Source organism: Agarivorans sp. JK6, assembly GCF_045277145.1.
Classification (GTDB): Bacteria; Pseudomonadota; Gammaproteobacteria; order Enterobacterales; family Celerinatantimonadaceae; genus Agarivorans; species Agarivorans albus.
On the sequence record NZ_CP113525.1, the window covers coordinates 4104095 to 4117294 of the forward strand.

A 13200-nucleotide genomic window follows, 5' to 3' on the forward strand; every position below is an offset into this window, starting at 1 on the left:
GACAATAGAAACGGCAATAAAAAAAGCCTCGCGATGCGAGGCTTTAGCAACACAAACGATGACTGTTAAGCCACGTTTTGCTTATGAATAAGTGTGCTGTTATCAATGATGAACTCTAAAGCAACTTCATCACAGGCATGCTGGCGAGGACAAATATCACAATCTTTCATCACTTTCTCTGGCAGCATATTTTTAGAGGTTGGGCTAAAACCTAACTTCATGAAGAATTCTGGCACTCGAGTTAGTACAAATACCTTCTCGATTTCCATTTTCTTGGCTTTCTTCATTAAGTGCTGCACCATTGCACGACCTTGACCAACACGCTGTGAGCCTGGATTTACACCCAATGAGCGAATCTCAGCTAAACCTGTGTCGTAAAGGTAAAGCGATGCACAGCCGGTAACTTTGCCAGCTTGCTCACTAACCGTGAAATCACCAATTGCTTGAACTAGCTCCGGACGAGGACGTGGCAAGTTTTCACCGGCTTGTGACCAGTAGTTGACCATCTCTTCGATGTTGTCTAAATCGGTCATGCGGGCAGAGCGTACGTACAAACCTTTTACGTTACGCTTAGATAAACGTACTTCTGCTTCGGTTAGAGCATGTTCAACTTGCTCGGGCGCTACACCACCTAGAGCTTGGCGCTTCGCAAGAGTGGACTCTAGCGATAAGTTTGGATAAACGTCGTCTTCAATCTCTGGTGCTAGCTCTTTAAACTCAGCCAAGCTTAGCTCTTCTAGAGGCACACCTTTTTCAATGGCTTTCACTACCGCAATACCCACAATATGGTGAGCTTCACGGAATGGGATGCCTTTAGCCACAAGGTAGTCGGCAAGCTCTGTTGCGTTTGAATAACCACCTTTGGCAGCTTCGGTAGTGGTTTCTTCGTGCACGTTCATATCATCAAGCACGAGCTCTGCCATAGCTAAGCAGTCGCCCCATGTATCTAGCGCGTCGAACAAACCTTCTTTGTCTTCCTGCATGTCTTTGTTGTAAGCCAAAGGCAATGCTTTTAAGGTCATCATAATGCCAGACAAAGAGCCGTAAACTCGACCGGCTTTACCACGAATAAGCTCTAGCGCATCGGGGTTTTTCTTTTGTGGCATTAATGACGAGCCAGAAGTCACTTGGTCTGACAAATCGAGGAAGGCAGACTCACCTGAGTTATAGAAGATTAAGTCTTCAGCCATGCGGCTTAGGTGAATCATGCTAATAGATGCAGTAGAAATAAGCTCAACCACATGGTCGCGATCCGATACCGAATCTAGGCTATTGCGTGTCGCACGGCGAAAGCCTAAATCTTTAGCAATTTGTTGGCGATCCATTGGGTAAGCAGTACCGGCAAGCGCACCACAACCAAGCGGACAAACATCTACCCTGCTCAGTGCATCTTGCAAACGTGAGTAATCACGTTCAAACATTTCTACATAGGCCATTGCCCAGTGAGAAAAAGTCACCGGCTGGGCACGTTGTAAGTGAGTGTAACCTGGCAGAACGGTGTCTTGCTGCTGGCGCGCAAATTTAACCAGTTTTTGTTGCAGCTTGTCTAAATGCTCAAGAAGTTCAACCCCTTGGCTTTTACACCACAATTTTAAATCGGTAGCAACTTGGTCATTACGACTGCGGCCTGTATGTAGCTTTTTACCTAAATCACCCACCCGTTGGATCAGTTGAATCTCAACCCAAGAGTGAATATCTTCGGCATCGCTACCCAAAATTTGCTGTGGGTTTTCGGCGACTTGCTTACCTAAATCTAATAACGCGTCTTCAAGTTTGCTTTGCTCATCTTGTGTGAGAACGCCAACACTTAATAAGGCCTTAGACCAGGCAATAGAACCCGTTATGTCCTGTTCCGCTAAACGGTAATCAAAACGTAAAGAATCGTTGAACTGCTTAAACCTGGTATCTGCAGCTTGGCTAAAACGCCCACCCCACAATGCCATTTTACTCTCCATTTATTATTGCAAAGACCTCAGAGCAACTTGCCTCTGAGGTCTAAGTATTCCTGCTTATTACTTCTGCCAATCTTACTTGCTATTTAAAGCGCGGATCCGGCTGGCTAGAGAGTATAAACGAATAAAGCCTTCAGCGTGCTTTTGATCGTAAACTTGGTCTTCACCAAAGGTTGCAAACTCTTCCGAGTACAAGCTATTTGGCGAACGTTTTTGCACCGCAACTGCTTGGCCTTTATAAAGCTTAATCACTACATCGCCATTGGCATCAGCTGCCATCGCTTCAGACGCGGCAATGAGTGATTTACACAGTGGCGTAAACCAACGACCGTCGTATACCAAGTGTGCCATTTCTTGGCCCACTTTCTCACGCCATACCCGTGAAGTTTTGTCTAATACTAATTCTTCAATTGCACGCAGTGCAGCAACAATCACAGTGCCGCCAGGAGTTTCGTAACAACCACGAGACTTCATACCAACAGTACGGTTCTCAGTAATATCAATACGACCAACACCATGAGCAGCAGCAATATCGTTTAGCTTCATTACTACTTGGTAAGGGCTTAATGCTTCATCGTTAACCGCAACAACACGGCCTTGTTCAACTTTAAGGCTTACATATTCTGGCTCGTTTGGCGCATCTACTGGATCAACAGTTAAGGTCCAAACACCTTTGCTTGGCTCGTTCCAAGGGTCTTCTAGCTCGCCACCTTCGTGCGAGATATGCCATGCGTTAGCATCACGGCTATAGATTTTGGTTGCAGAAGCAGTTGTCGCAATGTTGCGCTCTGCTAAGTAATCCAGCAAATCTTCACGGCTTTCCATGTCCCACTCACGCCAAGGCGCAATTACTGTTAGTTCTGGAGCCAATGCTGCAAAACAGCTTTCGAAGCGAATTTGGTCATTACCTTTACCAGTACAACCATGACATACCGCGTCGGCGCCAACTTTACGGGCAACTTCTACTTGCGCTTTAGCAATAATAGGGCGCGCCATTGAGGTACCTAACAAGTAAGTCCCTTCGTATACTGCACCAGTAGCAATAGTTGGGTAAATGTAGTCAGCTACAAACTCTTCTTTAAGGTCAACGATGTGACACTCAGATGCACCAGAGGCTAAAGCTTTCTCTTCTAAGCCAACTAGCTCTTCTTCGCCTTGGCCAACATCGGCACAAAAGGCAACAATTTCACAGTTGTTGTAGGTTTCTTTTAACCACGGAATGATGGCCGAAGTATCTAGGCCGCCTGAGTATGCTAATACTACTTTTTTGATATCTGACATTTAAAAATTCCTTGTTTAACTCAGCCTAGAGCTGAACATTCACTAACTTAATAAACTTACTAGTACGGCGTTTTGTGCATGCATACGATTCTCGGCTTGATCAAAAATCAAAGACTGAGGACCGTCCATCACTTCCGAAGTAATTTCCAACTCGCGGTGAGCAGGTTGGCAGTGCAGCACGTGGTTAATACCACATTGTTGCATCAAATTCTGGTTAATTTGATAAGCCATAAACTTATCTTTTACTGATTGCAGTGGCGTATCGTCACCCATTGATACCCAAGTATCACCATATACTACGTCGTAGCCTTTAATATCTTCAACGGTATTGGTCACTACAATTTTGCCGCCATGCGCTTTGGCTAATTGATTAGCTTTTTGCACAACTTGCGCATCTGGGCTTGAGCCTAGTGGGCAAACTGCAGCCACTTCCATGCCTAAGATAGCGCCACCTAACAATAATGAATGCGTCACATTGTTGCCATCGCCTAAGTAAGCCAGCTTAACTTTGCTTAAATCTGAGTAGTGCTCAGCGATGGTTTGGAAATCGGCCAAGCCTTGGCAAGGGTGGTACAAATCACACAGTGAGTTGATAATTGGTACCGACGAATGCTCACGCAAAGTTTGTAGGGTTTTATGAGAAAACACTCGCGCTACAATCGCATCAGCCCAACGGGTAATGTTAGAGGCAAAGTCTTTAACACTTTCACGCTCGCCCATCGCGCCATTTTGCTGGTCTAAATAAACCGCATGGCCGCCTAAACGGTTAATGCCGATATCAAAAGTTACTCGTGTACGTAATGATGGTTTTTCAAACAAAGTTACAACACTTTTACCCGCAAGGGTTTGCCCATAATCTGCGGGTGTTTTTTTGATTTTAGCGGCCAGCTCAAGCAGCCCTAAAATTTGTTCTTGAGTTAGGTCCTGCAAGCTTAACAGGTGTTTAAAATCACTCATCATCTTTCCTTAAACGGTAACCTGAGTCCCTACCGACTCACCTTTATATGTTTGTCCAGCTAACAAGCTGGCGAGTTTCGCAGGATCTTTCCATGACGCTAGCGAAACCGGTGTTTGCAAAAACTCGGCAGCCTCTAGAGCCGCTTTAACTTTTACCGTCATGCCATCGGTAATTACCCCATCGGCAATCAATTTGTCAGCCAGCGCGCTATTTAGCTCAGCCACCAGCTGTTTATCTTGGTCGAGTACGCCAGCCACATCGGATAATAACACCAATTGGCCCTGCAGCAATTTACACACCGCTAACGCAGCTTGGTCGGCATTCACATTGTAAAGTTCGCCGTCTTCACCAATACCAATTGAGCTCATTACCGGCACGTGGCCCAGCTCAATAAGGCTATTTAACAATGCAGGGTTGCCTAAAGTTGCCTCGCCTACATGGCCTAAACGTGCATCCATTTGGCTTACTTTACAAGAGCCTGCATCACTTAAACACAAGCCCACAGCCGACAAACCTGCTTTTAGCGCTTGCGCTAACAACAGCTTATTGCTGGTACCTGCTAAGGCACCCACTACATAAGGAATTTGCTCTTTAGGTGTTATGCGCAAGCCGTCCAACTTTTCTGATACAAAGCCGGTTTTAGCTAATACATCTTCTACTACTACGCCGCCTCCATGCACTAATACAATAGGTTGCTTAACTTGTTGCAAGGCAGCAAATAAATTGTCTAGGGCTAGGCTGTTATTTAAAACGGCACCGCCTAACTTAATCACTAATGGTTTCATTGCCTGCTCCTAAACCAGCGACTCAGTAAGGGCAAAGCCATTACGAATATTCAAACACTGGATAGCTTGGCTAGCAGCACCTTTTAATAGGTTATCTTCAGCCGATACCACAATTAAGTCTTCACCTTGTTGTTGCCAAGCCACATCAATAAACGGTGTGTTTTCTACTTTGGCAATAGAAGGCCACTCACCTTCCAATATACGTACAATGTTTTGGCCTGCATAAGCTTGCTGATAAGCTGCATTTACTTGCTCTTCAGTGGTGCCTGCTTTTAGCACCACATTAATGGTGGCTAAAATACCGCGTTTAAAGTTACCCAAATGTGGAGTGAAGATCACTGGGTGACCTAAGTGGGCAGCAATTTCTGGTTGGTGGCGGTGATTAAACACCCCATAAGGCGCTAAGCTTACTTCGCAGAATGAGCTAGTTAACGAGGCTTTGCGCCCTGCACCACTCACGCCACTAGTAGCATTAATTACTGCTTTGTTGCTTGGCTCAATCAATCCTGCTTCAGCTAGTGGCTTAAGCGCAGTTAACGATGCAGTTGGGTAACAACCCGCTACAGCAACTAAATCCGTTTGCTTAATTTTCTCGGCATTCCATTCAGCTAAACCGTATACCGCTTTTTCTAATAACTCGGGGAATTGATGAGTAAAACCGTAGAATTTTTCGTAAAACTCTGCGCTTTGAACACGGAAGGCGCCAGACAAATCGAAGACCTGACAACCTGCATTTAAAAATGCTTCGGCTAAATCATGGCTTACTTCGTGAGCAGTGGCTAACAAAACAATATCAATATCAGCAAAGTTTTTGGCGATATCAGCCACAATTAACGGTTGTACAGGAGCGTCAACCACACCGCGTAATTTGCCGTGCAGAGTAGATAGCGCCTTGCCTGCGTCTACACTTCGCTCTGAAACATACAACCCGGCAAGTTCTAAATCTGAATGGCGACTTACATAGCCTGCCAACTCTGCTCCGGTGTATCCACTTGCACCAACAATCGCTGCCTTTAACATCGTTTCTTGTTCCCTTGAAATCTTATGGCATAGTGTTATTTATTGAGCTGCATTTTACTGACCAAATGAACAAAATGTCACGCTTGTCAGCTCAAAAAAAACTAGCTGTCTTTAATATAAACGGAGAATACCACAGGCAATTCTTTATGCAATAAAAATGAATTTTTATTTATTGTTAGATTTACGCGTATAGGTTAAAAAGTAAGCCAAACAAAGTTGCCCTTATTAAAATATGAGTAACAATCTATAAATAGCCGCTTGATCCTAAGCAAAGGAAACAGCGTTATTTGTAATTTAATTACAGGTATTTTGACTATATGCTCGGTCTTAGGTATGTTTTTGCCCTAGGACTAGGGTGATTTAGTAAAAAAATTTCAATAATCGCTAGCAAACGCAAACAGTGAAGGAAAGACAATGAGCCAGAATATGCCTCAGGAGATTAACGCCTCGTTACGAGGAAATGTGAGTCTACTCGGACAACTACTTGGTAATACGATCAAGAGCCATATGGGAGAAGCGTTTCTAGAGAAAGTAGAAACCATACGCCAGCTAGCTAAGGCCTCACGTAATAACGATGATGAGGCGCGCGAGCAGTTATTGGAGCTATTGCGTAACCTAAGTGATGACGAGCTATTGCCGGTAACCCGTGCCTTTAGCCAATTCCTAAATTTGGCAAATATCGCCGAGCAATTCCACACCATTTCACGTAACTGCGAAGGCAGTACCTGTGCCCAAGATCCTATCGACCAAGTTTTCAATAAACTAAAGCAAGAAAACTTAAGTGAAGCAGAGATCCACCATGCAGTGGCACAGTTAAATATCGAGCTGGTACTTACCGCGCACCCAACCGAGGTGACCCGTCGTACCCTAATCAACAAACACGTTGCCATTAATAACTGTTTAGATTGGTTAGAACTCGACTTACCAGACCAAGAGCGCAGCCAATTGCTTAGCCGCTTAGAGCAGCTAATCAACCAAGCATGGCACACCGACGAAATTCGCCAGCAGCGCCCTACTCCGGTAGATGAAGCTAAGTGGGGTTTTGCGGTAATTGAAAACTCGCTATGGCAAGCCGTGCCAGATTTTGTGCGCCAGTTAGACAAAAAACTTGGCCAGCACTTCGATATGCGCATGGCCCTAGATGCCGCGCCAGTAGTGTTCTCATCTTGGATGGGCGGCGACCGTGACGGCAACCCATTTGTTACTTCTAAAGTAACCGAAGAAGTATTGCTGTCTAGCCGCTGGGTAGCGGTAGACCTTTACTTAAAAGAAATTCAAACCTTGGTTAGCGAATTGTCGATGAGCGATGCTAACGAAGCACTGCTTGAGCAAACCGGTGACCAAAACGAACCTTACCGCGCCTTATTAAAAGTATTGCGCAGCGAGCTACAAGAAACTCACGACTACCTTACAGCCAAGCTAAAAGGCCAGTACACCGAAGCGCGCGATATTATCACCAATACCGAGCAGCTACGTGAGCCACTTGAGCTTTGTTACTACTCGCTACAAGACTGTGGCATGGGCATCATTGCCGACGGCACCTTGCTAGATCTACTGCGTCGTATTGCCTGTTTTGGCATCAACTTACTACGTTTGGATATTCGCCAAGACAGTGGCCGCCACGAAGAAGTGTTCTCAGAAATCACTCGTTACCTAGGCATGGGTGACTATGCACATTGGAACGAAACCGATAAGCAGCACTTCTTACTGCAAGAGTTAAACTCTAAGCGCCCGCTGTTCCCACGTGACTGGGAGCCCAGTGAATCGGTACAAGAAGTACTAGACACGTGCGCTATTATCGCCAAGCAAGAGCGCGAAGCATTAGGCATTTACATCATCTCCATGGCGAGCGAGCCATCTGATGTATTAGCCGTACAATTGCTACTGCAAGAAGCCGGTTGTCCGTTCCGCTTGCCGGTTGCGCCTTTGTTCGAAACCCTAGACGATTTGAACAATGCGCCAGCTACCATGAGCAAACTATTATCAGTTGATTGGTACCGCGGTTACATCTCTGGCCAACAACATGTAATGATTGGCTACTCAGATTCTGCTAAAGATGCCGGTGTATTAGCCGCATCGTGGGCGCAATACCGCGCTCAAGAAGCACTAGTATCTATCTGTGAAGGCCATCAAATCAGCTTAACCTTGTTCCATGGACGTGGCGGTACCATTGGTCGTGGTGGCGCGCCAGCGCACGCAGCCTTGTTATCACAACCTCCAGGCTCACTAAAAGGTGGCTTACGGGTAACTGAGCAGGGCGAAATGATCCGCTTTAAGTTCGGCCTACCTAAAGTTGCCATGGACAGCCTAAACCTCTACGCCAGCGCAGTTTTAGAAGCCAACTTGATCCCACCTATGGAGCCAAAAGACGAATGGCGCGAAGTGATGGATCAAATTGCCGAAACCTCTTGTGAAGCCTACCGTGGCATTGTTTGGGGTGAAGAAGAGTTTGTGCCTTACTTCCGCTCGGCTACTCCAGAGCGCGAGTTAGCTAAACTGCCATTGGGCAGCCGCCCAGCCAAGCGTCGCTCAGACGGTGGTGTAGAAAGCTTACGTGCTATCCCATGGATTTTCTCATGGAGCCAAAACCGCCTATTGCTGCCAGCTTGGTTAGGTAGTGGTGCTGCATTCGAAGGTTTAATTAAAGAAGGTAAAAGCGAGCTGCTAACCGAAATGCGCGCGTGGCCATTCTTCGACAACCGCTTAGCAATGCTAGAAATGGTATTTATGAAAGCCGATACTTGGCTATCAAAAATCTACGACGAGCGTTTAGTGGAGCCAGAGCTACAGGAGCTAGGTGAAAAACTTCGGGTTAAGTTAGAAGGCGCTAAAGCGGCCATTGTTTCGCTAGCCCCAGACAACAAGCTATTGGCTAATCAAGCCTGGGTGGTTGAGTCACTTAATCTGCGTAACCCTTACATCGATCCTTTGCATGTTTTACAGGTTGAGCTGCTAAATCGTTCTCGCGCTAACGAAGAACTTTGCCCTGTAGTTGATCAAGCCTTAATGGTAAGCATTGCCGGTATCGCTGCGGGTATGCGTAACACCGGTTAAATACACACATATTTAACCGTAGCAACCCCGCTTTATGCGGGGTTGTTTGTTCTTAGGCTAAGCTAATAGCTTACTTTACAGGGTACTTTTGCTGCTTGGCAGCGTTGGCTCATTGATAGCTAGGATGTCTTCAATGCAACAATACAAAGGGTGGTTATTTCTTGCCTCGCTGCTACTTTACTTACTGTATGCCTTTGGCGTAATTGGCATTGGTTTAGCCACCGCAGTAACCTGGGCTGCCGCCTTGCTGTACTTGCCTCAACTTAGCAAAGCCATTCGCATTCAGGCGGGTTGTTTGTTAAGCATTGGCATCGTATTGCTATTAATTGCAGCCAAGCAAAATACCTTGCTAAGTGCCTCCGACATACTCTCAATAAACCTTCCCTTGCTGGCGATGTTTAGCGCGGTATCTTTTCTCGCCTTAGCCAATCCAGAGAATCAGCAAGACCCTTTACCTATTGGCAAACGCAGCATTGCCTCAACCGCCCTAGGTATGAACCTGCTGGGTGCGGTCATCAATCTATCGATTGTATTCATTGTCGGCGACCGCTTGGCCAAACAGCGAGCTTTAACTAACGCCCAACAAAAAGTATTAATGCGCTGCTTTTGTGCCGCAGCCTGGTGGTCTCCATTTTTTATCGCCACCGCGGTTTCCATTACTTACGCCCCCGGTATGCAATGGCTAGATGTGCTACTACCGGGCGCTTTAATGGCGCTGATTGCCTTGGCCTTTACCACTGCCGAAGTATCACTAAGAGAGAAAGACAGTTTTGCTGGTTACCCCTTGCGTCGAGAAAGCTTAACCATTCCCTTTGTGCTAGCCTCCAGCGTGATAGCTTTGCATTTCGCCTTCCCCGATTTCAGCATTATTTTGATGATTACCTGCCTAGCACCTCTTGCAGCCTCAAGTTTTGCCAAAGGGAACTCAAAAGTGCTCATTGCCAGAAACTTTGTTAGCCATCGCTTATCTAACGTTGGCAGCCAATACGTGTTGTTTTTAGCTGCTGGGGTATTCTCGGCGGGTATTAAAGCCTTGTTGCTGGCCTATCCAGAAACCTTAAGCCTGCACAACGTAAGCTTTAATCATCAAACCTTTGCAGTAGTGTTAGCAATGATGATCGTGGCCTGCATGTTTGGTATTCACCCAGTTATTAGCATTTCTTTAGCCAGCCCTTTGTTATTGCCGCTTAATCCAGAGCCTAGTCAGCTAGGTTTTCTATTCTTAAGTTCTTGGGCAATATCCACCGGCAGCAGCCCGCTATCTGGCGTAGGCCTAACCATGATTGGCCGCTACCAATTTTCGACTCGGCAGATACTTAAAAACAACTGGTACTACGCCCTAATCATGTGGCTAATATGCTCTGGGGTAAATGCGCTGTTGATGTAACAAGGGTCGTGGGCATGTCGTTAGTTCGTTTGCATTTACCGTAAGCTTGAGCTTTTAACTTCTAGTTCACGATATGGTTATCTAGAGTCAAACGCATTGTTACCCCTTTAAGTGTTAGCTATAGAGCAAAAGCTTTCGCCTGCGGCGACGTCATTTTTCTTTGACGACCAAAGAAAAACGAAGCAAAAAGAAAGGTCGCCCTGCATTATCTTTATCCCGCGTTGCTCAGTGGCAAGCGCGCCTGCGCAACTCGCTACGCTCAAACAATGCTCAGCTTGATCGCTTGTCACTTCCGCGACTCGGCGATAATGAAGGAAGGGTATAAGGAAACGCTCATATAAAACCCTACCTTCAATCATACTGCTCCAGTCAAAACAATCCATAAGATTTGAACTCTGACTATTGATAAAATTGAAATAAAATACCAAAGTAGACAATAAGTTATAGGCAGAGCAAGAGCACGCGAGCGGCTTTCCACTTGGTCACATTTTCTGCGATGGGAGGCACATGCTTCCTACTTGTTGTTAGCTGCTGGGAAATTAAAGAGGCTTGTTGTATGTATTTCTATAAGTATCAGAGCATAAATGCGTTGTCGTTGATGATGCTTAAAAGAGGGGAAGTTTTTTTTGCATCCTCTGAAGAATTGAACGATAAACATGAGTGCCGACCCAAGTATCTCTTTCAAGGCTCCAAGGAGGTTTGGTTAAGGTTTATTGACTATGTATTAGTAGAATTGTGTGTAAGGTACAGACTCTACCCAAATCCTGAAGAAGCGACTAAATTACTATCATTAGCTCCTAAAATATACAAAGCAGTCTTTAATAAAACTCGAAAAAGGAAGCTAGAGTTCACTGAGGTGGTAGTGTTACTAACAGAGTCAATACCCTTGAGCTTTACCCGTGAATTTAGCCATACTGAAAGGCAATACATATTGGATTGCTTTCGTGATTTCACCGAAGCACACCTTCTAAAAGAAATGCATGAGCCAAAATATATTTGCTCATTTTCAACTAATGCTATAAACCCAACAATGTGGGGGCACTATGGTAACGCAGAAAAAGGTATTGTCGTCATTTATGAATCTGATGACGGATATGTCGATGTAAAGTCAACTCTATGTAATCTTTCAGGTTTTAGAAATAAAGGATCCGTAATTGAACTTGGACTATATAACAATGAGAGACTACGCCTAGAAGAAGTTAAGTACTCTAGGACACCAGCCAAAATAAATGCCTTTAGTAGGTTAATTCACAAGTTTTGTTACACCGCAGCCGAAGCGGACTACGATGTCCCAGAGTCTTTGTCTAGTGATGTTGCTCCTATGGAGGAAAATTCAGTTGGCTTGGTAAAATTTACTGACTGGAAATATGAAAAAGAAGTTCGGCTATTCTTCCCTACTTATGGGCCCCTTCCTGCTGAGTTACGTTGCCTTCAGATTAATCAACACCTTATAAAGGGTATAATATTCGGAGCTAGTGTCTCTGAGTCGGATAAAAGGAAAGTTATTGCGGCAGGCTATCATTTCACATCTACAACAGATACGAGACATGGCTTTACGTTTTTTCAAGCGATTGAGAGTCATGATAAATATGAAATAAGAGTTAAACCCATAGGCATAATTGAAGATCAAAGCATACTTGACCAACTGCGTATAACACCTATGAGCGAGTTATCTCAGCATCAACAAGCATATATGACTAGAATCCATCATGAAATTGAGGAACGCAACTAACAATATTTTCCCGAAAGCTTTTTTGAAGATAATCTACTGTTATTGAACGCATTCCCAGATACAAAAAGCCTAGCATTGCTAGGCTTTTTATCTCTCAGCTGCATTCGTCACTAAGCAGGTACGGCTTCAGCTGGGCGAACACCTAAGGTGTGGCATATAGCATACGACAACTCCGAGCGGTTAAGCGTATAGAAGTGAAAGTCTTTCACTCCTTCGCGCGATAATACTTTAACCATTTCAATGGCTACACTGGCGCCTACTAGGTTTCGAGTAGTTTGGTCATTCTCTAAGCCAGCAAACTGATTGTGTAGCCATTTTGGTACTTTTACATTGGCAAAAGAGGCAAACTTTTTCAGGGTATTGTAGTTAGATACTGGCAAAATACCGGGTACGATTTCCCCTTCAATGCCAATGGCTGCACAGCGGTCGCGAAAGCGCAGGTAGCTTTCTACATCAAAAAAGAACTGGGTAATGGCGCGGTTGGCACCTGCATCCATTTTACGTTTTAGAGCCAGCAAATCAGCTTGGGCACTTTTTGCTTCTGGGTGAATCTCTGGATAAGCCGCTACCGAGATATCAAAATCAGCTTCTTCTTTTAACAAAGCCACTAAATCGCTGGCGTACATTTGCGGCTTGGCAGAGCCTTCTGGTAAATCACCTCGTAGTGCCACAATGTCTTTAATACCGCTGTTCCAGTAATCGCGAGCAATTTGGCGCAGCTCATCGGGCGTTGAGTCGATGCAGGTTAAATGCGGTGCAGCCGCTAAGCCTGTGCGGTCTTTAATTGCCTTAATCACCTTGTGAGTGCGGTCTCGGGTACCCGAGTTTGCGCCGTAGGTTACTGATACAAACTTAGGCTTTAAGGTTTGTAAACGCTCGATAGACGACCACAAGGTTTGCTCCATGGTCTCGGTGGTTGGCGGGAAGAACTCAAAGGACACGTTAATATCGCGGTTAAGCTCACTTAAGCTTTGATTGAGTGTTTCGATTTGTTGCGCGTTGTGAAATCCCATTGACCTTCTCCGTTAAAG

The 13200-nt window shown here is 45.2% G+C and carries 9 protein-coding genes; 3 read left to right on the forward strand and 6 right to left on the reverse strand.

Features of this window, described 5'->3' with window-relative positions; all coding sequences use genetic code 11:
- Positions 1-65 precede the first annotated feature (65 nt).
- From argH to argC, 5 genes are all read right to left on the reverse strand, one after another.
- Positions 66-1943 (reverse strand): argininosuccinate lyase, encoded by a 1878-nt coding sequence (gene argH / locus OV592_RS18965; RefSeq protein WP_016403487.1) that lies wholly within the window; start codon positions 1941-1943, stop codon positions 66-68.
- An 84-nt stretch (positions 1944-2027) separates the two neighbouring features.
- Positions 2028-3233, reverse strand: coding sequence for an argininosuccinate synthase (locus tag OV592_RS18970; protein WP_406609652.1), 1206 nt, complete (start codon positions 3231-3233; stop codon positions 2028-2030).
- A gap of 42 nt (positions 3234-3275) precedes the next feature.
- Positions 3276-4190 carry an ornithine carbamoyltransferase gene (locus tag OV592_RS18975; RefSeq protein ID WP_016403485.1) on the reverse strand — a complete coding sequence of 305 codons (915 nt, stop codon included), beginning with the start codon at positions 4188-4190 and terminating at the stop codon, positions 3276-3278.
- 9 nt (positions 4191-4199) lie between these two features.
- Complete coding sequence (argB, locus tag OV592_RS18980; protein WP_406609653.1) at positions 4200-4976, reverse strand: acetylglutamate kinase; 777 nt, start codon at positions 4974-4976, stop codon at positions 4200-4202.
- A gap of 9 nt (positions 4977-4985) precedes the next feature.
- Positions 4986-5996, reverse strand: coding sequence for an N-acetyl-gamma-glutamyl-phosphate reductase (gene argC, locus OV592_RS18985; RefSeq protein ID WP_406609654.1), 1011 nt, complete (start codon positions 5994-5996; stop codon positions 4986-4988).
- Between the two features lie 414 nt (positions 5997-6410).
- Between argC and ppc the strand changes: the two genes are divergently transcribed.
- From ppc to OV592_RS19000, 3 genes are all read left to right on the forward strand, one after another.
- Positions 6411-9050, forward strand: coding sequence for a phosphoenolpyruvate carboxylase (ppc, locus tag OV592_RS18990; protein ID WP_227981444.1), 2640 nt, complete (start codon positions 6411-6413; stop codon positions 9048-9050).
- Positions 9051-9183: 133 nt separating this feature from the next.
- Positions 9184-10437 (forward strand): hypothetical protein, encoded by a 1254-nt coding sequence (locus OV592_RS18995; protein WP_406609655.1) that lies wholly within the window; start codon positions 9184-9186, stop codon positions 10435-10437.
- A gap of 556 nt (positions 10438-10993) precedes the next feature.
- Positions 10994-12169 carry a DUF2971 domain-containing protein gene (locus OV592_RS19000; protein ID WP_406609656.1) on the forward strand — a complete coding sequence of 392 codons (1176 nt, stop codon included), beginning with the start codon at positions 10994-10996 and terminating at the stop codon, positions 12167-12169.
- 110 nt (positions 12170-12279) lie between these two features.
- On the opposite strand, the gene metF is transcribed toward OV592_RS19000, so the two are convergent.
- Positions 12280-13182 (reverse strand): methylenetetrahydrofolate reductase, encoded by a 903-nt coding sequence (gene metF / locus OV592_RS19005; RefSeq protein WP_016403477.1) that lies wholly within the window; start codon positions 13180-13182, stop codon positions 12280-12282.
- Between the last annotated feature and the right edge of the window lie 18 nt (positions 13183-13200).

What these genes read in the sequence shown, in the direction of transcription:
- OV592_RS18995 (WP_406609655.1), top strand. Translation starts at nt 9,184, where the DNA reads ATGCAACAATACAAAGGGTGGTTATTTCTTGCCTCGCTGCTACTTTAC.
- metF (WP_016403477.1), bottom strand. Translation starts at nt 13,182, where the DNA reads ATGGGATTTCACAACGCGCAACAAATCGAAACACTCAATCAAAGCTTA.
- argC (WP_406609654.1), bottom strand. Translation starts at nt 5,996, where the DNA reads ATGTTAAAGGCAGCGATTGTTGGTGCAAGTGGATACACCGGAGCAGAG.
- ppc (WP_227981444.1), top strand. Translation starts at nt 6,411, where the DNA reads ATGAGCCAGAATATGCCTCAGGAGATTAACGCCTCGTTACGAGGAAAT.
- OV592_RS18975 (WP_016403485.1), bottom strand. Translation starts at nt 4,190, where the DNA reads ATGAGTGATTTTAAACACCTGTTAAGCTTGCAGGACCTAACTCAAGAA.
- OV592_RS18970 (WP_406609652.1), bottom strand. Translation starts at nt 3,233, where the DNA reads ATGTCAGATATCAAAAAAGTAGTATTAGCATACTCAGGCGGCCTAGAT.
- argH (WP_016403487.1), bottom strand. Translation starts at nt 1,943, where the DNA reads ATGGCATTGTGGGGTGGGCGTTTTAGCCAAGCTGCAGATACCAGGTTT.
- OV592_RS19000 (WP_406609656.1), top strand. Translation starts at nt 10,994, where the DNA reads ATGTATTTCTATAAGTATCAGAGCATAAATGCGTTGTCGTTGATGATG.
- argB (WP_406609653.1), bottom strand. Translation starts at nt 4,976, where the DNA reads ATGAAACCATTAGTGATTAAGTTAGGCGGTGCCGTTTTAAATAACAGC.